Raw genomic sequence first — 20,991 nt, forward strand, 5'->3', positions numbered from 1 at the left:
CAGCTCATCTCGTGTTGCCTCCGAACGCAACAACTGATTTCGTATGTACATGGGTAACTCATCGGGTACGCCCAGAAGCTGTGGCGTACTGAACCGCCGGCCCGGAACGCAACTGCCGTGACTCCCAACGACCGGCAAAAGGCGCGGGGAGGCGGGGGAGCATGGAAAACCGCGGCAGTGACGGGTGCCGCAACCGTATTGGCCGGTTCCGGCGCCGGGACCGCATGGTGGGCGACCTATCGACTGCTCATGGCACAGGCCGGTGTCGCGCGCGGGGTCATCGGGCGTGATACCTCGAAACCGCCCGAGGCCGACGGCATCTACACCGCGGGCTGCCTCGCGCCACAACCGTGGCGCACCGGTCTGCATGCCGACGTGCATCTGATGATCTTCGGCGATTCGACCGCGGCCGGGGTCGGCTGCGTATCACCCGAAGAAGTACTCGGTGTGCGCATCGCGCGCGGCCTCGCCGAGACCACCGGACAGCGAATCCGGTTGAGTACCAAGGCCATATCCGGTGCTACCTCGAAGGGGCTGGCCGGACAGGTCGACGCGATGTTCGTCGCCGGACCGCCGCCGGATGCCGCGGTCATCCTCATCGGCGCCAACGACGTCACCAAGAAGCACTCCATCCGCGCCTCCGCGCACCGGCTCGCCGCCGCGGTGGCCCGCCTGCGCCGCGCCGACAGCATCGTGGTGGTCGGCACCTGTCCGAATCTCGGCACGGTCGTGGCAATTCCGCAGCCGCTGCGGACGGTGGTACGTAACTGGAGCATCCGCTTGGCCCGGGCCCAATCGGTCGCGACCACCATGGCCGGTGGCATCCCGGTGGCAATGGGTGACCGGCTCGCCTCGGAGTTCCGTGCCGCCCCCGAGCAGCTGTTCTCCGAGGACGGATTCCACCCCTCGGCAGCGGGTTACGGACTGGCGGCCGCGCTGCTGCTCCCGGTCCTGATCGAGGCACTCGAGGAGGCGACCCCGGGTTCCCGCCCAACAGGACGCGACGTAGATTCGATTCGAACGCACAAGTAACAAACGGTTCGAAGACCGCGTTTCGGACACCGTCCGGACGCACCATGACCGTCCAACAAAGGAGTCCTCATGCCCGAGGCCGTCATCGTTTCCTACGCTCGCTCGCCGATCGGCCGCGCCGGAAAAGGCTCGCTGGTGAGCATGCGGCCGGATGACCTCGCGGCCCAGATGGTCCGCGCGGCCCTGGACAAGGTTCCCGGCCTCGACCCCACCCAGATCGACGATCTGATCCTGGGCTGCGGCCAGCCCGCCGGTGAGGGCGGTTTCAACATGGCCCGCAACGTGGCCGTGCAACTCGGCTACGACACCCTGCCCGGCGTCACCTTGAACCGCTACTGCTCCTCCTCGCTGCAGACCACCCGGATGGCCTTCCACGCCATCAAGGCCGGTGAGGGCGACGTGTTCATCTCCGCCGGTGTCGAGACCGTGTCGCGGTTCCCGAAGGGCACCGCCGACGGCTGGCCGGACACCCACAACCCGGAGTTCGCCGAGGCCGAGGCCCGCACCGCCAAGCGCGCCGAAGGCGGCGCCGACCTGTGGACCGATCCGCGTGCGGCGGGCATCCTGCCCGACGTCTACATCGCCATGGGCCAGACCGCCGAGAACGTCGCCCAGTACACCGGCATCACCCGTGAAGATCAGGACCATTGGGGCGTGCGCTCGCAGAACCGCGCCGAGGAGGCCATCAAGGCCGGCTTCTTCGAACGGGAGATCACCCCGGTGACCCTGCCCGACGGCACCATCGTCACCACCGACGACGGCCCGCGCGCAGGCACAACCTACGAGAAGGTCTCGCAGCTCAAGCCGGTGTTCCGCCCGGACGGCACCATTACCGCCGGTAACGCCTGTCCGCTCAACGACGGTGCGGCCGCGCTGGTCGTCATGAGCGACACCAAGGCCAAGGAACTGGGCCTGACCCCGCTGGCGCGCATTGTCGCCACCGGTGTCTCCGGCCTGTCCCCCGAGATCATGGGCCTCGGTCCGATCGAGGCGGTCCGCAAGACCCTGAAGACCGCCAAGATGACCATCGACGACCTCGACCTGTACGAGATCAACGAGGCATTCGCCGTCCAGGTCCTCGGTTCCGCCCGCGAGCTGAACATGGACCTCGACAAGCTGAATGTGTCCGGTGGCGCCATCGCCCTCGGCCACCCGTTCGGCATGACCGGCGCCCGCATCACCGCCACCCTCATCAACAACCTCCAGACCCACGACAAGCAGTTCGGCTTGGAGACGATGTGCGTCGGCGGCGGCCAGGGCATGGCCATGGTCATCGAGCGCCTGAGCTAGTTTCCGCGCCCCTCGGGGCGACACACGAAATCCGTTGAACGGCTCCCTATCCGGCGCGATAGGGAGCCGTTCGACGTTTCATCGGTTGGGCTCCGCTCGCTGATGTCACACTCCCCCACCCGGGCTCCGTCTACTCAGCGAACCACCAGCTGAACCTGTTGCGAAGGAGCTCATTCCATGTACACCGCCTACGTCATCGTCACCGTTCTCGCCGCCGCATGGGTCGGCTTCTCGGGCTTCTCGCTGCTGCGGCGGGCGAAGTTCGTCGTCGATCCGCTGGTCGAATACGGCGTGCCCGAATCGTGGTGGAACGGGCTCGGCGTGGCCAAGACCGCCGGCGCGGTCGGACTCGTTGTCGGCCTTTGGATCCCGGTGATCGGATACGCCGCCGCGGTCGGCGTCGTGCTCTACTTCACCGGCGCCGTCATCACCAATATCCGGGCTCGCGCCTACGGCCACATCCCGTTCCCACTGCTGTACATGATCCCGGTCATCGTCGCCGCCGGTCTCGGCATCGCCGCCTGAGCCCGATGGCGGTGCTCGGGGCACACAAAGAACGGCTCCCTACCCGATCGGGAAGGGAGCCGTTCTCGGTAGCCGAATCGCTAGTCGTTGTTGAAGTAGCTCAGCAGGCGCAGGATTTCGATGTAGAGCCAGACCAGGGTGACGGTCAGGCCGAGGGCCACGCCCCAGGCGGCCTTCTCCGGGGCCTGGGCGCGGATGAGCTGGTCGGCGGCGTCGAAGTCGAGCAGGAAGCTGAAGGCGGCGACCGCGATCACAACCAGGCTGAAGACGATGGCGAGCGGGCCGCCGTCACGCAGGCCGAGGCCGCCGTCGATGAAGAAGCTGGCGATCAGGTTGCCGACGATCAGGACCAAGATGCCGATCATCGCGCCGAAGATCATTCGGGTGAAGCGCGGGGTCACGCGGATCGCGCCGGTCTTGTAGACCACGAGCATGCCCGCGAACACGCCGAAGGTGCCGAGCACCGCCTGCGCGATCATGGCACTGCCGCCGACGCCGCCGAATTCGATATTGGTGAACATGAACGACAGCGCACCGACGAACAGACCCTCGAAGACCGCGTACGAGAGCACGACGACCGGGTTGTCCATCTTCCTGGCGAAGGTCGCGACCAGCACCAGCACGAAGCCGATCAGACCACCGCCGATGACGAACAGCGGCGCCAGCGAGGTGTTCGCGTTGGTCAGGCCGTACGAGATGATCGCCGAGAGCGCGAGCACACCGAGTGTGATGGCGGTTTTGGTGACCACATCGTCGATGGTCATGGCCCGGGTGGCCGGGGCCTGCTGATATTGGGGGTACTGCGGGTACTGACCGGCCTGCTGGGTCATCTGGCCCGCGCCTGCCACCCCTGATCCGAAGTTGGCATAGCCACTGCCCTCTTGCCGAGGCAGTTGTCTGAAAACCGGATTGCTAGTGGTACGCAACGTCGATGCCTTTCTGGAGTCGTGGCTCACGTCGCCGTGGCCGTCAGTCCCGAGCCGTCTCATGCGACGCTCGATATCCAACTAGGTTGTCCAACGTGTATCGACCCGGCCGAGTTCCCGAGCGACCCTTCGGTACGGACAATTCGGACTCTACTACCGCTGAACGTCGCGCAGTCCACGCACGGATCGCGTCACCGTGAATTTCCGATTGCGGCCGATCACCTCGGTCTGGCCGACCATCCGCTGGACCACGCCGCGATAGTTCAGATGTGAGTTGTAAACCGTCCACAGTTCGCCGCCGGGACGCAGCACCCGACCGGTTTCGGCGAACATCTTGATCGCCGATCCGGTGTGCACGGCGGCGCCGACATGGAACGGCGGATTGCACAGCACCAGATCGGCGCTGTTGTCGGCGGCGCAGGACATGGCGTCGTCGCGTACCACGGTCACCCGATCGGCGACCTCGTTGACCACCGCGGTCGCCCGCGCCGACGCCACCGCGGCGGCCGACTGATCGGTGCCGACCACCCGGATGCCGGGCCGCGCCTTGGCCAGCACGACGGCCAGAATGCCCGTGCCGCAACCGAGATCGATGGCATCGCGGGCATCAGGCTTCATCCATTTGAAGTGCTGCAACAGGAATCGGGTTCCGATATCCAATTTGGCGCCGGAGAACGCCGCGCCGTGCGCGACCACGTCGATATCGATATCGTCGATCCGCTCGCGCACCGGAAACGGCGGCGCGGCAACAGGTTTCGGCCCGCTCACCAATAGCGTGCGGGACTTCTGGCGACCCCGGCTCGCGCGCACCTGCGAGAACGATTCGGCCAGTACATCGTTCATGGACTTGGTCAGATATTTGTCGCGCCCGCCCGCGATTACGGTCACCTCGGGATCCGCGTAGCGGGCGATGGCGTCGGCGACCTCGGTCAGTCCGGCGAGCATGCGGGGTAGTCGCAGCAGCACGACCTCGGCGTCGGCGAGCAATTCTTTGGAAAGCGGGTGTGCGGTATAGCGATCCGCGAGACCGAGCGCGCGGGCATTGTTGGCCAACGCGAGTTCACCGGTGAGCAGGTCCTGATGGACACGGATGTCGCGCAGATCGTGTCCGGCGATCGCGCCGAGGGTGAGCGCGCCGTAGGCGTCGCCGATCACAGCGATCCGGCCGCTGCCAGCGGCATCTATGGCCTCGGCGGCGACGTCGAGAATCAGCCGGTCGGCGGCATCAACGGCGTAGAGGTTGAGCGCCTCCACATCCGGGTACCGCCGCAGCCGGCCAAGTACGTCCTCGACATCTCCCACACCTCAAGTGTGCTAGATCGTTGCCGATGGATCGCGTCCACCCCGGCATGTCGGCGACACTCCGGTGCCGAACCCCCGGTCATCGCAAATCCCCGACGTCACGAACCGCGGCCAATACCATCAGCCACATGCGTAACAGGATGGTGCTGTTGGTCGCCGCCGCGGCGGCGGTGCTCGTCGGCTGCGGCGACGGCGGGTCCAGCTCGAACACCACGACCACCGCGCCGACCACGACCGGCACATTCACCGATGCGCCCGACACCGCACCGCGCGATGCGGGGCCCAAGCGCGGGACTCCGTCCACCGACGCGGGCCTGACCGTGTCCGGCATCCGGATCGGGCACCATGCGGGCTTCGATCGCGTGGTCTACGAACTCGGCGGTGCGGGCACACCCGGCTGGATCGTGCAATACACCGGGCAGGCCATCCAGGACGCCAGCGGCAAGGTCGTCGATGTCGCGGGCCGCTCGATTCTGGAGGTGCAGATCACCGGGTCGGCGTATCCGTTCGACAATGGCGTGACGCCGTATTCGGGTCCCGATCCGGCCACCGATCCCAGTGCGCCGGTAGTCGCGGGGGTGTACCGGAGCGGGGTCTTCGAGGGCACCACCCAATCATTCATCGGGGTGAATACCGATCGCCCGGCCTTCGAGGTCAGCACCCTGACCAATCCCGCTCGGCTGGTCATCGATATCGCGAATACCTAGCCGGTGCCCGATACGACCAGGGGGTATCAGCGGGCGACGCTCGGGCGCTCTCTAGAATGACGCTGTGGTCGAACCGCAACCGCCTTCGCGCACCACCGGACTCGTCCGGGTGCTCGGCGTATTGGTGCTGCTCGCAGGCATTGTCGCCATGCACGCCGGAGTTTTCGCGGTCGCTCCAGCCCATGACCACCACACGATGGCGACCATGGCGCTGCCCGTCGACCACAACGCTGCCGCCGAACCGGACTGCACCGATGACGGTTGCGGCCACGCACACGGCGCCATGCACGCCTGCGTTTTCATCCTGACCGCCGTCGCGGTCGCCCTGATGCTCGTCCTGCTCTACTGGATCACCCTCGATCGACCGGGTGACGGTATGTCGGAACCGCGCCAGTGGCGGCCGATACGCGAACGCGCACCACCGTGGACCGTGCTGTCCCTGGCCGAATTGTCGATTCTGCGGATCTGACAGACCCCACCGCGCCCGTACCACGGACGCGGCTGCAACCTGCCCGAAAACCGTTCATTCGCAATTCCTCAGGAGCACAGACATGTTCAGCACCCGTAGTCGAATCACCGTCGCCATTGCCGCAACGACCACCGCCGCAGCGCTTTTCGCCGGAGGTTGTGGCAATGACGACTCCATGCCGGGTATGGATCACGGCTCCGCGTCGGCGAGCTCCGGAAAGCCCGCTGCCCGAAGCGATTTCAACGACGCGGACGTGACCTTCCTGCAGATGATGTACCCGCACCACGCGCAGGCGGTCGAGATGGCGCGGCTGGTGCCGAGCCGCACCCAGAACGAGCAGGTGCGTGCGCTCGCCGCGGATATCGAGAAGGCACAGTCACCGGAGATGGAGCAGATCACCACATTGCTGGCGAGCTTCGGTAAGCCCGCGCCCACCAGCTCCGGCCATGGCGGGCACAACATGGAGATGACGACCACCATGAACATGCCCGGCACGACAATGCCGGGCATGATGTCGAACGAGCAGATGAACGCGCTGGCGGCGGCTTCCGGCGCCGACTTCGACCGGCAGTGGCTGGAGCTGATGATCGAGCATCACGCAGGCGCGATCACGATGGCGAACACCGAACTCGCCGGCGGCGTCAATCCGGATGCGAAGGCTCTCGCCACCACCATCGTCGCCGCCCAGCAGGCCGAAATCGGCACCATGCGCGGGCTGCTCGGCCAGCACTGACACCGGTCGCGGAGCACACCGGGAGCCTCGCGTTCCGGTGTGCTCCGCACTGACCCATGCGGTTCCTGACCAGTGCGTTTTCGGCCGTTCGATATCGGTTGGTCATCGATATCGGTTCGGTCGGCTGACGTCGACGGTCGCGAACAAGTACGGTCTTTACGTCCGGCTTCCTACGCGCCTCCAGCGGCCGGATGTTCGGAGGGGAAGAGGGGAACCGACATGCGACGACTAGAGCGGACGGGCCTCGTCGCCGCGGCGGCAGCGACCGCGGTGGGTGTCCTGACCATCGGCGCGTGCTCGAAGCAGATCAACGGCAGCGCGCAGGTCGACCAGACCGAACTGGCCGCATACGCCTCCGAGGTCACGGCGTCGTCGGTGGCCGCATCCTCCTCCCGCGCGGCGGCGGCCCAACGTGCGGCCGGCACCGCCTGCGACACCTTTACCAGCGCGAACACCAGCTCGATCCACAGCTTCAACGACTACATCGACGCGAGCAACAACAAGGGCGTCAACGATCCGGAGACCAACGCCAAGGCCAATGACGCCGTCACCACGCTGCGTAATAACGCCCGGACCATCGACTCGAAGGTGACCTCCGACGTGCCGTTGGCCGTCGCCGGCCCGCTGCGCAGCTACCGCGACGACACCAACGCCCTGGCCGATACCCTCGACCGGCGCGCGCCGACCGATACCCTCAATGCCGCGATCGATAAGTTCAACGCCACCAAGAATGTCGCCGAAGACGCCTGTAAAGCCTACTGACGCAGTCTAATTCGCGTTCCCGCGACACGGTTGAGCCTCTCGCGTCCACCGAGGATCCCGCCGTGCACGAGCAGCACCGGCGGCCCGGCCGTGTACGTGCAGGTCGATGCCGGTCATGCGAACTCCTCACGGTCTCGGTGCGAGCAGCAAGATGCCGACGGCGGCGATGGTTGCGAAGGAACTATGCCGGGGATGAATCAAGCGCCGGGCGGGACGGTCGGCCGCCGGGTGGCGGGCTGCTCCGGGGTGCGCGACTGTGGACGGCGGCCGCGCCGCTCGAAGAGCACGAGGGCGATGCCGGCCAGCGAGGCGGCGATGGCGACGAGCGCGAAGATGAACGCGGTGCCCGGAAAGCCGACCGCACCGATCACCGCGGCGACGATGGCGACGAGTCCGCCGATGATCAGCAGGACGAACCCGGGCCAATTTCTGGCGTCCGCCAAGGTAATTCCCGGCTGCGGCTCGGTCGCGCGGGCGATATCCGGAGCGTCGTCGAGCGGGGGAATCTCCCACGGCCCTTCCGCTGTCATGGTGGTACCTCACATTTCGCTGTCAGGCTGGGTGCTTATGCCTGATGCCTATTAGGTGCCCCCGATGTGACGATCCGAAACAGGCAGGTGGGCTAGCAGACGGCATGAGCAGACGGATGGCAACCTCATGAGTCAGCGACTCTGGAAGGCGGTGCGGTAGGTGTGCGGGCTGGTGCCGACCACCCGTTTGAAACGGTCGCGGAAGGCGGTGGGCGAACCGAAGCCGACCTGGGTGGCGATGCGGTCGACCGGATGGTCGGTGGCTTCGAGCAGGTATTGGGCCTGGCGGATGCGGGCGCGGTGCAGCCACTGCAGCGGGGTGGTGCCGGTCTGTTCGCGGAAGCGGCGGTTGAGGGTGCGTGGACTCATACCCGCCTGGGCCGCAACATCTTCCAGGGTGAGCGCGCTCGCGGCGTGCTCCTCCAGCCAGCGCAGCAACGGTTCTATCGACGCACCCTGCGGCGTCGGCGGCTGGTCGTGCACGATGAATTGCGACTGTCCCCCTTCGCGTTCCAATGGCATGACCGCGAGGCGGGCGGCGTCGGCGGCCACCGCCGAACCGTGATCGCGCCGAATCATGTGCAGGCACAGGTCGATTCCGGCGGCGGCACCGGCGGAGGTGAGGAATTGTCCGTTGTCGACGTAGAGCACATCGGGGTCGACATCGATGGCCGGGTAGCGGGCGGCGAGGGTCGGGGCGGCGAGCCAGTGCGTGGTGGCGCGCAGCCCGTCGAGCAGACCGGTGGCGGCGAGGATGAAGGCGCCGACGCAGATCGAGGCGATGCGAGTGCCATCGGCTGCCGCCGCGCGCAGTGCCTCGATGACGTCGTCCGGGACCGCAACGGTGGGGTCCGCGCAGCCGGGAAGCACGATCGTGTCGGCCTCGGCCAGTGCCTCCAGCCCCCAGCGCGCCTTGATGGTGAACAGTTCGGTTTCGACGGTCGGCGTGGCCGCGCAGACGCGAACCCGGTAGGCGGGGCGGCCGTCGGGTAGGCGGCTGCGGGTGAAGGATTCGATCGGCGTGGAGAGGTCGAAGGGCAGCACCTGGTCCAGCGCGAGGACGGCCACGGTATGCATGCCGCTACCGTAGGTGATCGCGAGATTCCAGCCAATGGGTGTGACCTGCAGCATTTCCGATCCTTGCAGATCAGACGGCTGGCGAGAATCCGTTGGCATATGGCAATTCCGCCAGTTCCCGCACCGCTCGGCGATCATTACCGTCGGCAGCACCGACAAGATGAAGGAGCTGACACGGTGCTCGCGCAGTTCGTATTATTCGACGGATTCGATCCGCTTGATGTCATCGCGCCGTTCGAGGTGCTCGATTCCGGACGTCTGCTCACCGACGGCGAATCGAGGATCGAATTGGTCTCCGCCGAGGGCGCGCGCCAGGTGCCGAGCGGCATCCCCGCGATCTCACTCGAAGCCACCGCCCGACTGGATCCGGATCGCGCGGATCTCGTCGTGGTCCCCGGCGCGGCCGGCAAGCTGCCCGATGGGCCGAATGATCAACGGCCGGATACCATTCCGGTGATCCTCGCCCGCAGCCTGGGTACCGATCTGCCCGCCCTCCTGCGAGAAGCAGTCGAGCGCACGGATACGACCGTGGCCACGGTATGCGGCGGCTCCCTGCTCCTCGCAATGGCGGGCCTGATCAAAGGACGTTCCGCGACAACGCATCGCCTCGCAATGGACACCCTCACCGCAACCGGCGTCAATGCCATCGATGCCCGCGTAGTCGACGACGGCGACCTGATCTCCGGCGCCAGCGTCACCTCCGGCCTCGACCTCGGCCTGTATTTGGTGGAACGCGAACTGGGTCCGCGCATCGCGAATGCGGTGGAGAAACTCATCGCCCACGAGCGCCGTGGCACGGTCTGGCGCAACTCGGGCCACGCCCCCGCCAGCTGAGCGCCGCCCGTGACGAAACTTCTACTCTCCCTGCATGTTCTGGCGGCCATTATCGCCATCGGCCCGGTAACGGTGGCGGCCAGTATGTTCCCCGCCACCGTCCGCCAGGCCCAGACCGACCCACATCGCTTGGCCATCGCACGCAACCTGCACCGCATCTGCCGTGTCTACGCCACCATCGGCCTCGCGGTTCCGGTGTTCGGGCTGGCCACCGCCGCCGGCCTTGGTGTCCTCACCGATACTTGGCTCACCGTATCCATCGCCCTGACCGGTGTGGCCGCCGGAATCCTCGCGCTGGCGATCCTGCCCGACCAGTCCCGTATCCTCGCCGCCTTGCCGCAGACCATCCCCGCCACCGCCCAATTGGCCATGCTCACCGGCATCTTCAACCTCCTGTGGGCGGTGGTCACCGTCCTGATGATCGTCCGCCCCGGCTCGACGACCGGGGCGTGACCAAAGATTCAGTGCGGCAGCGGGTTTCCGGGTACGAGGACGACTTTGCCGGTGACGGTGCCGGATTCGGCGAGCTCCATCGCGCGGGCGGCCTCGGTCAGCGGAATACGAGCGGCCACCTGCGCACGCAAGCTACCCGCCGCGGCCAACTCGAATACCGCGCCGAGATCCGCCGCGATCTCGGCGCGGAACCGGGTGCGATTGCGCAGACCCGCCCAGATGTTGAAGAAGTGCGCATTCCGCTTGTTGGGCAGTAGGTTCCACCAAATCAACCGGCCCACCAGCGCGAGCACCGGGAGGCGCGAGTTGCCCGGATCGTCTTTGGTGGATGCGGTGCCGTAGGAGACCAGCGTGCCGTGCGGTGCGAGCAGGCGGAACGAGTCGACGATCCCGGGGCCGCCGACATGATCGAAGACGGCGTCGACCCCGCCCGGCGCAAGCGCTCGAACCTGCGCCGCCACATCGCCGCGGTAGTCGACCGCCTCCGCGCCCAGCGCCGCTACGGCCTCGGCATGCCGTGCGGACGCCGTGCCGATTACCTGGATACCGGCGTGACGGGCCAGCTGCACCAGCGTCGAGCCGACGCCGCCGTTGGCGCCGTACACCAGAATGGTCTGACCTGCGCGAACCTTGGCGATGCGATGGAGCATCTGCCATGCGGTAATGCCGTTCACGACGAAGGTCTCGGCCGCGGCGGGATCCAGGCCATCGGGCACCGGAACCAGATCCGCGGCGGCCAGCACGATATGACTCGACCAACCGCCGATCTTGGTCAGTGCGGCGACGCGCCGTCCGAGCAGTGCAGGATCGACCCCGGGGCCGATCGCGGTCACCGTGCCGACCAGGTCATAGCCGGGCACGAACGGGAAGGGCGGCTGGTCGTAGTACTTCGCGCGGCGCATCTGTTGTTCGGCGAAGGAGACGCCACTGGCCTCGACGGCGATCATGGCCTCACCCTTGGCCGGTGCGGGCAGTTCACGCTGGGTGACCTGCAAGCCCGTCGGGTCGACCGGTCCGGGCAGCAGAATCTGGGTTGCCTGGGTGTTCATGGTTTACCTTTCGATTCGGAGTGAGTGATCGAACAGTCACTCTATGGTTAAAAAGAGTGCCCCCGAAGGGGCAACGGTCGTTGAACAACTACCCCTCACGTCGTCGGATCGACATGCCGAATACCGGCACTCAGCATTCGCGCCCAATCGGCATCGAGATCGTCGAGCCCGAGCGTGGTGATGAGATGACAGAGTTGGCCGTAGGCAATGAAGCGCTGCACCGCCGCATCATCGGCACCGGAGCGCGTCTTCGCGAAGGTCGCCACGCGCTCGAGCCCACGGCGCACCGCCTCAGCGACCTCCGGAATATCGACCGCCGATTGCGCATGCACTTGCAGCAGCAACAGGTTTCGATCGGCGATCAACTCCGCATACGCCGCACCCATTTCGTGCAGGATGGCATCGGGTTCGGCACTATCGACCCGCGCGGCGCCCGCGGACAGCGCTCGCTCCACCAGCTCGTAGCATCGGTCCAGCGCCGCGATGAACAGCGCGATCTTGCCGGGAAACAACTTGAATACGTAGGCGGGCGAGATATTCGCCCGCGCCGCAACGGTATTGATGGGCGTCCCGTGATATCCGGTCTGCGCGAATTCGGCGATCGCGGCATCGACCACCGCCTCGCGCCGGATCTCCGACGTAGAAAGGACAACACCGCGCCTGCTCATGTGAGTGACTATACACTCACTCTTCCCGCCGCTGTCAACCCTCACGCGTCGTCGGACCAGCGCCGAACCCAAACCTGAAGTGGCCCAAGGGCTTCGACCAGATCGAGGCCATCGGCGGTGAGGCGGTACCCCTTCGAATCGGTCTCCACAATGTTCACCTCACGCAATTCACGCAGCCGATCGTTCAGGACGCTGGCCGACACACCGCCGGTCAGACTCTGCAATTCACGGAAGGTGACGCTCGCGCCGTCCCGCAATTCCCACAGCACCCGCAACGTCCAGCGCCGTCCGAGCAGATCCAGCAGCGCCATGATCGGGCGGCCCGTGCGCGATCCGCGCACGGGTTTGCCGACCAGCGGCGCCTTGCTTGCTTCGGATTCCGAAGCTACCATCGGCATCGTCCTTGCTCTGTTTTTCGAAGCATGACGACAAGTCTAGCGAGGTTTCACCGATGACCACCCGAATCGCCCCACTGCGCCCGCCCTACGCACCCGAGATCGATGCGCAATTGAAGAAGTGGATGCCACCTGAAGCCGCATTCGAGCCGCTGGCACTGTTCCGCACGCTAGCCGTACACGACGAACTCTTCTCGCGAATGCGGCCACTCGGCGCCGGAATACTCGGCCACGGCCGAGTGCCGCCGCGCGACCGCGAGATCGTCATCCATCGCACCTGCGCTCGGGCCGGCGCCGAGTACGAATGGGGCGTGCACGCGGTGGTCCAGGGTCCTGCCGTAGGCCTGACCACCGCCCAAATCGACGCCGCCGCAAGCGGTCCGGCCGATGATCCGGCCTGGACCGCTGCGGACAGCGTGCTGGTTCGGCTGGCCGACGATTTGCATGACACCGGAGATATCTCCGATGCTGTCTGGACCCGACTCGCCGAGCGCTATGACGACGACCAGATCCTGGAGCTGATCATCATCGCGGGTTGGTATCGCTTACTCAGCACCGTAATCAACAGTGCCCGAATCGAATTGGAACCCTGGGCGCGGCGGTTTCCGGCGGGCGCCCCTCAGTTCGGTGCCGAGGCCAGGTCGTAGACCGCGACATTGCCGATGTGGACCGCCTGGTAGTGCGCGGCAACCCAGTCGCCGATGTCCTTGTGGCCGATGGGTCGCCACGGCTCGTCTTCCGGGGCCGGTGTCGCGGCATCACCCTGGTTGCGCACGCGCCACGAATCGGGCAGTTGCACTTCCTGTGCCAGGTAATAGCGGACCTGGTGGGTGCGGACCATTTCCTGGAACTGATCAAGGGTGGGCACCGGATCCTCGGAGGTGAAGCCGCCGATCGCGATAACCGCTGTGCGGCTGGCCAATTCGAGGGTGGCCGCGGTCGAGGAGCGGTCCACGGCCGCCGACCAGCGCGTGGTCGTGTCACTAAGCATGCTCACGACTTGCGGCTCCGTGAAGTTGCCGCCCATGATCCGGCCCACCTGGGATTGCTGTTGGGAATCGGGCTTGCGCGCCTTGGCCGGACCGACCGTCGGGCCGCCGCCGGTATGCGACTGCGGCAGCGTCGTCACCGCGTATGCCGTCGAACCACCCAGACCGGCGATGACGCCCGCGATAACCAGCACGGAGGTCACCCCGTCCCGCATGCGACGTCGCCCGGCCGCCGGAAGCGATGCGACGAGCAGACCGACCGCCGCGAGCACCGAGAGCACGATGATCGTCCAGCGCAGCCACGGCTGCCAATCCGAATTCCGCTGCAGGACAACAAATGCCCAGACACCAGCAGTGAGAATGAGTGCGGCGGAGCCGATTCGGCCGAATGCGTCGGCGCGGCGACGCCACATTTCGTGCACACCGAGTGCGAACATTCCCGCCACGGCGGGCCCGATCGCCAAGGTGTAGTAGGCGTGCATGCCGCCCTTCATGGTCGAGAAGGCGATACCGTCGATTATCAGCCACAGGCCGAAGGTCAATGCCGCGCCACGAACCAGATCGGTGCGTGGTGCGCGCCACCGGGATGCCAGTACCAAGACGAAGGCGAGAATCGCCGCGGGCAGCAACCAGGAGATCTCGTAGGCGATTTCGCCGGTGAACAGCCGGTCCGGACCCGAACCGAACCCGCCGAAGCCCTGCCCGCCTCCGGCATTGTGCGGCATTTCGTAGCCCGGTGGCAGCTCGAAGCGGTTGCCGCCCTTGTGGTTGCGGCCGAGGAAACGGGCGAAGCCGTTGTAGCCGAGCACCAGATCCATGAAGGTGTTATTCGTGGATCCGGCTAGATACGGCCGCGAGGATTCCGGCCACAGGATGGTCAGCACCACGTACCAGCCGGAGGACAGCACCAGCGCGCCCGCCGCGGCCAGCAGATGCCACAGCCGCGTGCGCAGTCCGGTCGGCGCGACGATCAGATAGGCGATGCCCAATGCGGGCAAAACCATCAATCCCTCGAGCATCTTCGCCAGGAATGCGAAGCCGAGCGCGACACCGGCCAGCATCAGCCACCGCACACTCGCCTGCCGCAGCGCTCGGATCGTGCAGTACGCACCCGCCGTCATCAGCAGGACCATCACCGCATCGGGATTGTTGAACCGGAACATCAACGCCACCACCGGTGTCACCGCGAAGACGGCGCCGGCGAGCAGTCCCGCGCCGCGACTCTGCGCCGCCCTGGTCACCGCGCCATACATCAGCGCGACCGTCGCGACGGCCATGAGTGCCTGCGGTATCAGCATGCTCGCACTGCTGAAACCGAACAGCTGACCGGAAAGTCCCATTACCCACTGCGATACCGGCGGCTTGTCGACCGTGATGAAGTTCCCGGGATCCAGCGAGCCGAACAGCAGCGCCTTCCAGTCCCGCGAGCCCGACCAGGCCGCCGCGGCATAGAAGCTGTTACCCATGGCATTGACGGTGATATTCCACAGATAGGCCACCGCCGTCGCGATCAGCAGCACCGCCAGCCCGATGCGCTCCCATCGTCTGATCGGCGGCAACGCTGTCGCGGGTGCGGGCGGGGTCGTATGGGGCGGCGTCGTATCGGGTGGGGTCGTTTCGGGCAGGGACGCCGGGGCACTGGTCACTGTCACCTGGGGAGTATCACAGCCGTCCCGGTGGACCCCCTTTGCGTTTCCTGTCAGTCCGCTGTGAGCCTGCCCCCCACCCTGCGACCATGGGATTTAGGCCGTGGGTACGGCAACTGTTCAGGTGGCCGGAACTTCGCGTCGGAACCAGTCGAGGATTTGCGGGAGCGCGACGCGCGCGGTGGCGGAGTGGTCGATATCGCCGAGATCGGTGAGGGTGGCCCGGTCGGTGCGCATGGCTTGCAGACAGTGTTCGGCATTGGTGTAGAGCACATTTCGATCGCCGGTGGCGGCGTATAGGTGGACCGGAACGCGCGGGGTCCAGTCGCAGGTGCCGTCGCTGGCGGCCACCGCTTCGCGCGCGGTTCCGGTCGGATCTTGCGCCAGGGCAAGGAACTTCGGCGTCAGCAAGAGTTCGGGACGCACGGGTAGGGCGGTGCCGATGGTGATCTCGTTCTGCTGTCCGTCGAAGAGTTGTTCGATGCGATCGGCAATCGGTTCCTGGAAGGCGTCGGCAGGCCGGTCGTAGAGGTGGTAGATCCGGTTCATCGCGGTGATCCAGTAGGCGAGATAGAAGACCGCGACCGCCGGGAGGACCCGGCCCTCGATGGCGCCGGGCGTCTCGACGTGCTGCACGTCGTAGGGGCCGCTGATCGGCGCCAGGGCGGCCAGCCCGAAGCCGGGGGCGTCGCCGCCCTGTAGCGCTTTGCCCAGTGCCGTCGCGGCCTGGCCGCCCTGGGAGAAACCGGTGACCAGGACATCGGGGTCGAGGTCGTGCTGCTGTCCGGCGGCCATGGTGCGGGCGGCGCGCAGCAGATCGACCGAGGCGCTGACCTCCGAGGGCGCATGGGTATAGGGATGCGCGCCCGGGCCTTCGCCGAGGCCGAGGTAGTCCGGCGCGACGGCCGCATAGCCCGCCGCGGCGAACATGATGGTGCGGGACCGATCGGCACGCGTGTCGTTCACCGAGGGCGCATCGCTTTTCAGCACCAGCGTGCCGTGCTCATAGGTGACGACGCGCAGCCGTCGAGACTCGGTGCGCGGCAGCACGACAAGGCCGCTCGCCGTGGTCGGAGCGCCCTCCGGAGTGACGGTTCGGTAGACGACGCGATAGGCGTCTACGCCATTGCGCGCGGGGGTGCCGATATTCGCGCTGGCCAGATAGGTCGTTGTCTGTTCCGCCGACAGCTGCGTGACCGGCGTGGTGCTGACAACTTCGCCGCGTACGACCGCCGGTGCATTATCGGACCCGCAGGCAGGGGTTACGAGCAGTGCCGCGGCGAGCAGTGCGATTACCGAACGCGGTGTGCTGCGCATGAATTCGGGTTCCTCTCGAACGACCACACGGACCATCGTGACACCGCCGACTCGTATCTCCGCGACTCGCCAGGCGACCGAGCATATTTGCTCCGCATTCGCTGCCATGTTATTAACCAGGCGATTGTCAGCAGTTTCGGCCCTGATCACCGAGCCGATGGCGTGTTTCGTTTGCAGGTCCCGATTTGTGAGCGAAGGAGCGTTTGCGGTGTTTGCGAAAAGTTCGCGTCTTCTCCTACCGATTATCGTGCCCGCGGTACTCATCGGCACCCTGTTCGGCGTGTGCACACCGGCGCACGCCGACGAGGCACGTCCGGACGGCAGCGTGCCGCCGGCCGGTGCGAATGATTGGACCTGCCGCCCGTCGACGGCGCATCCACAACCCGTTGTCCTGGTTCACGGCACCTGGGGGAATCAGAACTCGTGGGATGTGCTCGCACCGCAGCTGAAAGCGCAGGGCTACTGCGTATTCTCGCTGAGTTACGGGCGCGCGATCTCCAGTATGCGAGGTGCACAACCGGGGGTCTACGGCACCGCGGATATGCGCAACTCGGCCAGGGAAATCGCGCGATTCGTCGACGAGGTGCGGGCGGCCACCGGTACACCGAAGGTGGATATCGTCGCGCATTCCCAGGGCGGTCCGCTGGTTCGGCAATTCATGCGGTTCGACGGCGGTGCGAATCAGCAGAATCCGGCGGATAACAAGGTGGACCATCTGGTCACCATCGCGGCGACCAACCACGGCACCACCGCCGAAGGGCTCGGCTTTCTGCTGCCGACCGGAAGTGCGCAGGCGCCGATCCTCGGCCTGATCGCGAGATACCTGGGCACGGCCGCGGCACAACAGCTGATCGATAGTGAATTCCTGCGCAGCCTCAATGCGGGGGGCGATACCGAGCCGGGAGTCAAGTACACGGTTATCGCCAGCCGTCTCGATCGGGTCGTCACCCCGCCCGAGACCACCTTTCTCATAGCCGGAATCGGGGCAACGGTCGACAATGTCTGGGTGCAGGACCTGTGCCCGGACGACGAATTCGACCATGGCGCGCTGCCGGAATCCCCCACCGTCGGCTACGTCGTGCAGAAAGCCCTCGATCCGGCGTACAGCGGTCCCACCTGCCAGGGCTGACCTGCGCGGATCACAGGCGCCGACGCACTGGCGTCAACGCTGTTATCGTCGATAACGCCCATGGTGCTCCGGTGGTGGGACCGTGCGCCGCACCGTCCCCCGCGAGGAATGAACTTTCGTGAAATACGTGCCGCGTATCGTCCTGTTTCTGGCGATTCCCGCCCTGCTGTTTCTGGTCCCGTGGTGGACACTGATCGGCGCCACGACCGACGGGGCGCTGTTCTGGCTCGGCTCGGCGGTATTCCTTGCCGGTTTCGTTTGCCTGCCCGCGGCGATGTTTCTCGGTCATGGTCCGAAGCAGTACGATGCGGCGTCCATCGTCGGCGACACCCTGCTCGGGCTGATGTGGGTGGTCTTCAGCTGGTCGGTGATCGGCAATGTGGTCGGGCTCGGCTTGGCCGTGAGCGGGGTGGATGATCCGGCGCGATCCAGGATCGTCGCCGCCGGGGTATTCGTGGTCGCGGCCGCGCTGTCGGTCTGGGGTGTGATCGAGGCGCGCCGGGTACCTCGGGTGCGCACTCTGGATGTCGCGATCCGCGGACTCGGACCGGCGCTCGACGGGCTGCGCATGGTGGTCATCACCGATACCCACTACGCCGCTTTGGACCGGTTGCGCTGGTCGGAAAAGGTCGTCGATGTGGTGAACGCCCAGCAGCCCGATATCGCTTGCCACGCAGGCGATCTCGCTGACGGCTCGGTCGAGAAGCGGCATCCGCAGGTCGATCCGCTCGGCAAGATCGAGGCTCCGCTGGGCAGGTTCTACATCACCGGCAATCACGAATACTTCGGCGACGCGGCGGGCTGGATCGAGCATATGACCTCGATCGGCTGGCAGCCGCTGCACAACCAACACGAGACGATCACCCGCAGCGGTGACCGGCTGGTGCTTGCTGGCATCGACGACCCCACCGGCGTCGGCCTGCCCGGACACGGGCCCGACCTCCCGGCCGCCCTCGCGGGCGCGGACCCGGACGCACCGGTCGTCCTGCTGGCCCATCAACCCAGGCAGGTCATCGAGGCCGCCGCGGCCGGGGTGGCGCTGCAGATCTCCGGTCACACCCACGGCGGCCAGATCTGGCCGTTCCACTATCTGGTCCGCCTCGAACAACCCGTGGTCGCCGGTCTCAGCCGCCACGGCGAGCACACCCAGCTCTACACCAGCCGTGGCACCGGGTTCTGGGGTCCGCAATTCCGGGTCTTCGCGCCCAGCGAAATCACCGTCCTCGTCTTGCGCAGCGCCTGAATGCGAGTCGCCCTGTAGGGGTATAGCTTCGCGTGGTGGACGCTATCTGGCACGCTCTATCCCTGGCCGGGTCGATGACCTGGGAGATCCTCTGGGCTCTTATTCTCGGCTTCGCGCTGTCGGCCGTCGTGCAGGCGGTGGTGCGCAAGTCGACCATTCTGCGGCTGATGGGCGATGATCGGCCGCGCACCCTCGCCATTGCCGCGGGGCTCGGCGCGGCCTCCTCGTCGTGCTCGTATGCAGCCGTGGCGCTGGCTCGTTCGCTGTTCCGAAAGGGGGCGAATTTCACCGCCGCGATGGCGTTCGAAATCGGATCGACCAATCTCGTCATCGAACTCGGCGTCATCCTGGCGCTGCTGATGGGCTGGCAGTTCACCGCGGCCGAATTCGTCGGCGGGCCCATTATGATCGTGCTGCTCGCGGTGCTTTTCCGATTGTTCGTGCGGTCCAAGCTCGTCGAGGAGGCCCGTCGCCAAGCCGACCGTGGACTCGCCGGATCGATGGAAGGCCATGCCGCCATGGATATGGCGGTCGCCACCGAAGGCTCCTTCATACGAAGGCTGCTGTCGCGGCCGGGGCTTACCGCGGTCTCCCATGTGTTCGTGATGGAATGGGCCGCGATTCTGCGCGATCTCGTCATCGGTCTGCTGATCGCTGGCGCGATCGGCGCGTGGGTGCCGGAGACGTTCTGGCAGAACTTCTTCCTCACCGATCATCCACTGCTGTCTGCCATTTGGGGACCGATCGTCGGGCCGCTGGTGGCGATCGGGTCCTTCGTCTGCTCGATCGGCAATGTCCCGCTGGCCGCGGTGCTGTGGAACGGCGGCATCAGCTTCGGCGGCGTGATCGCCTTCATCTACGCCGACCTGCTGATCCTTCCGATCCTCAATATCTACCGCAAGTACTACGGCACCCGCATGACCCTCATCCTGCTCGGCACTTTCTACACCGCCATGGTCGGCGCGGGGTATGTCGTCGAAATCCTCTTCGGCACCACAAATCTCATCCCGACCGAGCGCAACGCCATGGTGATGGCGGAAGGAATCCGGTGGAACTACACCACCTGGCTCAATATCGTCTTCCTCGTCCTCGCCGCCGCCTTGGTCACGATCTTCGTACGCACCGGCGGAATCCCGATGCTGCGCATGATGGGCGGCTCCCCCGACACCGAGCACGATCACCTGACGTAGCGGCGCCAGGCATGTTCGAGGTGAGCTGCCATTTCGATGGTCGGGTCGATCAGCCAGCGGGCCTGTAGACCGTCCGCGAGGGCGAAGAACATGGTTGCGGCGCTGTCGGTGTCGATGTCGGCGGGGAGGGTGCCTGCTGTTTGCATTTCGCGCAGCGCGTGGGAGAAGGCTTGGATGCCGAGGCGATAACGCTGCCGCATGTAGTCGTGGGCAGGATGGGTCGGGTCGGAGGCGGCGGCCTGCATGTGGGTGAACAGTTCGATCAGGCCGGGGACCTCGGTATTGCGGCGGATCACCTCGATGAATGCCTCGGGTGCGGAGCCGTGTAATGCGGAGGCGTCGGATTCGTCGCGCTTGCGCAGTACGGCGATGAACAGCTCCTCCTTCGAGCAGAAGTAGTGCAGCAGCCCGCCCTGGCTCAGCCCGACCGCATCGGCCAGCTCGGCGATCGAGGTGGCCGAGTACCCGCGCTCGGCAATCGTGCGCAGCGCGGCATCGAGGATCTGCTCCCGTCGTTCTATGCCCTTGCCGTAGGGACCCCGTTTTGCCATCGGGCCAGTTTAGGCACTCACGGATCGCCTTCGGCGGACTCCAGGCCACCGATGTGCCCGGTATGCAGGACCGACTCGCCTAGTACTCCAGCATCACTTCGTGATGTTGTTGGGTAGCATGGGGTTTCGTGCTGGTTGATGAGGATCTGGCTGCGTGGACGGCTGGGCTGGAGG

23 protein-coding genes are annotated in these 20,991 nt (G+C 66.1%); 13 read left to right on the forward strand and 10 right to left on the reverse strand.

Translation table 11 applies throughout. The annotated features are described in order from the left end of the window. Window positions 1–177 precede the first annotated feature (177 nt). From ACFYOW_RS41605 to ACFYOW_RS41615, 3 genes are all read left to right on the forward strand, one after another. Entirely contained in the window at window positions 178–1,032 is an 855-nt protein-coding gene (locus tag ACFYOW_RS41605) for an SGNH/GDSL hydrolase family protein (RefSeq protein ID WP_387296218.1), read from the forward strand. 69 nt (window positions 1,033–1,101) lie between these two features. Beyond that, complete coding sequence (locus ACFYOW_RS41610; protein WP_387296220.1) at window positions 1,102–2,322, forward strand: acetyl-CoA C-acetyltransferase; 1,221 nt, start codon at window positions 1,102–1,104, stop codon at window positions 2,320–2,322. Between the two features lie 177 nt (window positions 2,323–2,499). Beyond that, the gene (locus ACFYOW_RS41615) at window positions 2,500–2,847 is read left to right on the forward strand and encodes a DoxX family protein (RefSeq protein WP_387296222.1); all 348 of its coding nucleotides are present in this window, start codon (window positions 2,500–2,502) and stop codon (window positions 2,845–2,847) included. Between the two features lie 80 nt (window positions 2,848–2,927). Here ACFYOW_RS41615 and ACFYOW_RS41620 read toward each other — a convergent pair whose 3' ends face one another. After that, on the reverse strand, window positions 2,928–3,773 hold the full coding sequence (locus tag ACFYOW_RS41620; protein WP_387296224.1) for a Bax inhibitor-1/YccA family protein: 846 nt from the start codon (window positions 3,771–3,773) through the stop codon (window positions 2,928–2,930). Between the two features lie 153 nt (window positions 3,774–3,926). Then, complete coding sequence (locus ACFYOW_RS41625; RefSeq protein ID WP_387296226.1) at window positions 3,927–5,075, reverse strand: methyltransferase; 1,149 nt, start codon at window positions 5,073–5,075, stop codon at window positions 3,927–3,929. Between the two features lie 128 nt (window positions 5,076–5,203). Between ACFYOW_RS41625 and ACFYOW_RS41630 the strand changes: the two genes are divergently transcribed. The 4 genes from ACFYOW_RS41630 (at window position 5,204) to ACFYOW_RS41645 (ending at window position 7,746) form a co-directional block, all read left to right on the forward strand. Continuing rightward, complete coding sequence (locus ACFYOW_RS41630) at window positions 5,204–5,782, forward strand: hypothetical protein (RefSeq protein WP_387296228.1); 579 nt, start codon at window positions 5,204–5,206, stop codon at window positions 5,780–5,782. Between the two features lie 64 nt (window positions 5,783–5,846). Next, window positions 5,847–6,251: a DUF6153 family protein gene (locus ACFYOW_RS41635; protein ID WP_387296230.1), complete on the forward strand. Its 405-nt coding sequence runs from the start codon at window positions 5,847–5,849 to the stop codon at window positions 6,249–6,251. An 82-nt stretch (window positions 6,252–6,333) separates the two neighbouring features. Next, window positions 6,334–6,984: a DUF305 domain-containing protein gene (locus tag ACFYOW_RS41640; RefSeq protein ID WP_387296232.1), complete on the forward strand. Its 651-nt coding sequence runs from the start codon at window positions 6,334–6,336 to the stop codon at window positions 6,982–6,984. Between the two features lie 219 nt (window positions 6,985–7,203). Further along, window positions 7,204–7,746 (forward strand): hypothetical protein, encoded by a 543-nt coding sequence (locus ACFYOW_RS41645; RefSeq protein WP_387296234.1) that lies wholly within the window; start codon window positions 7,204–7,206, stop codon window positions 7,744–7,746. A 197-nt stretch (window positions 7,747–7,943) separates the two neighbouring features. On the opposite strand, the gene ACFYOW_RS41650 is transcribed toward ACFYOW_RS41645, so the two are convergent. Continuing rightward, the gene (locus ACFYOW_RS41650; protein WP_387296236.1) at window positions 7,944–8,276 is read right to left on the reverse strand and encodes a hypothetical protein; all 333 of its coding nucleotides are present in this window, start codon (window positions 8,274–8,276) and stop codon (window positions 7,944–7,946) included. A gap of 132 nt (window positions 8,277–8,408) precedes the next feature. Continuing rightward, entirely contained in the window at window positions 8,409–9,353 is a 945-nt protein-coding gene (locus ACFYOW_RS41655) for a GlxA family transcriptional regulator (RefSeq protein ID WP_387296287.1), read from the reverse strand. Window positions 9,354–9,530: 177 nt separating this feature from the next. Here ACFYOW_RS41655 and ACFYOW_RS41660 point away from each other — a divergent pair, with 177 nt between their 5' ends. Beyond that, entirely contained in the window at window positions 9,531–10,187 is a 657-nt protein-coding gene (locus ACFYOW_RS41660; protein ID WP_387296238.1) for a DJ-1/PfpI family protein, read from the forward strand. A gap of 9 nt (window positions 10,188–10,196) precedes the next feature. Further along, a complete protein-coding gene (locus ACFYOW_RS41665) occupies window positions 10,197–10,640 on the forward strand; it encodes a hypothetical protein (RefSeq protein WP_387296240.1) in 444 nt (147 codons plus the stop codon). 8 nt (window positions 10,641–10,648) lie between these two features. Here the strand turns inward: ACFYOW_RS41665 and ACFYOW_RS41670 are convergent, their stop codons facing one another. From ACFYOW_RS41670 to ACFYOW_RS41680, 3 genes are all read right to left on the reverse strand, one after another. After that, window positions 10,649–11,689 carry a medium chain dehydrogenase/reductase family protein gene (locus tag ACFYOW_RS41670; RefSeq protein WP_387296242.1) on the reverse strand — a complete coding sequence of 347 codons (1,041 nt, stop codon included), beginning with the start codon at window positions 11,687–11,689 and terminating at the stop codon, window positions 10,649–10,651. Window positions 11,690–11,784: 95 nt separating this feature from the next. Continuing rightward, window positions 11,785–12,357 (reverse strand): TetR/AcrR family transcriptional regulator, encoded by a 573-nt coding sequence (locus tag ACFYOW_RS41675; protein ID WP_387296244.1) that lies wholly within the window; start codon window positions 12,355–12,357, stop codon window positions 11,785–11,787. 41 nt (window positions 12,358–12,398) lie between these two features. Continuing rightward, a complete protein-coding gene (locus ACFYOW_RS41680; protein WP_387296246.1) occupies window positions 12,399–12,749 on the reverse strand; it encodes a winged helix-turn-helix transcriptional regulator in 351 nt (116 codons plus the stop codon). Window positions 12,750–12,808: 59 nt separating this feature from the next. Between ACFYOW_RS41680 and ACFYOW_RS41685 the strand changes: the two genes are divergently transcribed. Continuing rightward, the gene (locus ACFYOW_RS41685; RefSeq protein WP_387296248.1) at window positions 12,809–13,399 is read left to right on the forward strand and encodes a carboxymuconolactone decarboxylase family protein; all 591 of its coding nucleotides are present in this window, start codon (window positions 12,809–12,811) and stop codon (window positions 13,397–13,399) included. Here the strand turns inward: ACFYOW_RS41685 and ACFYOW_RS41690 are convergent. Further along, window positions 13,372–15,393 (reverse strand): ArnT family glycosyltransferase, encoded by a 2,022-nt coding sequence (locus ACFYOW_RS41690; protein WP_387296250.1) that lies wholly within the window; start codon window positions 15,391–15,393, stop codon window positions 13,372–13,374. The two genes, ACFYOW_RS41685 and ACFYOW_RS41690, sit on opposite strands and share 28 nt — an antisense overlap. A gap of 114 nt (window positions 15,394–15,507) precedes the next feature. Further along, complete coding sequence (locus tag ACFYOW_RS41695; protein WP_387296252.1) at window positions 15,508–16,731, reverse strand: hypothetical protein; 1,224 nt, start codon at window positions 16,729–16,731, stop codon at window positions 15,508–15,510. A 181-nt stretch (window positions 16,732–16,912) separates the two neighbouring features. On the opposite strand from ACFYOW_RS41695, the gene ACFYOW_RS41700 reads away from it, so the two are divergent. From ACFYOW_RS41700 to ACFYOW_RS41710, 3 genes are all read left to right on the forward strand, one after another. Then, a complete protein-coding gene (locus ACFYOW_RS41700; protein WP_387296254.1) occupies window positions 16,913–17,833 on the forward strand; it encodes an esterase/lipase family protein in 921 nt (306 codons plus the stop codon). 118 nt (window positions 17,834–17,951) lie between these two features. Then, window positions 17,952–19,076: a metallophosphoesterase gene (locus ACFYOW_RS41705; RefSeq protein WP_387296256.1), complete on the forward strand. Its 1,125-nt coding sequence runs from the start codon at window positions 17,952–17,954 to the stop codon at window positions 19,074–19,076. A 32-nt stretch (window positions 19,077–19,108) separates the two neighbouring features. Next, complete coding sequence (locus ACFYOW_RS41710; RefSeq protein WP_387296258.1) at window positions 19,109–20,266, forward strand: permease; 1,158 nt, start codon at window positions 19,109–19,111, stop codon at window positions 20,264–20,266. Here the strand turns inward: ACFYOW_RS41710 and ACFYOW_RS41715 are convergent. Further along, complete coding sequence (locus ACFYOW_RS41715) at window positions 20,254–20,817, reverse strand: TetR/AcrR family transcriptional regulator (protein WP_387296259.1); 564 nt, start codon at window positions 20,815–20,817, stop codon at window positions 20,254–20,256. The two genes, ACFYOW_RS41710 and ACFYOW_RS41715, sit on opposite strands and share 13 nt — an antisense overlap. Window positions 20,818–20,991 lie beyond the last annotated feature (174 nt).

This window comes from Nocardia sp. NPDC006982 (assembly GCF_042869435.1).
Taxonomy (GTDB): domain Bacteria; phylum Actinomycetota; class Actinomycetes; order Mycobacteriales; family Mycobacteriaceae; genus Nocardia.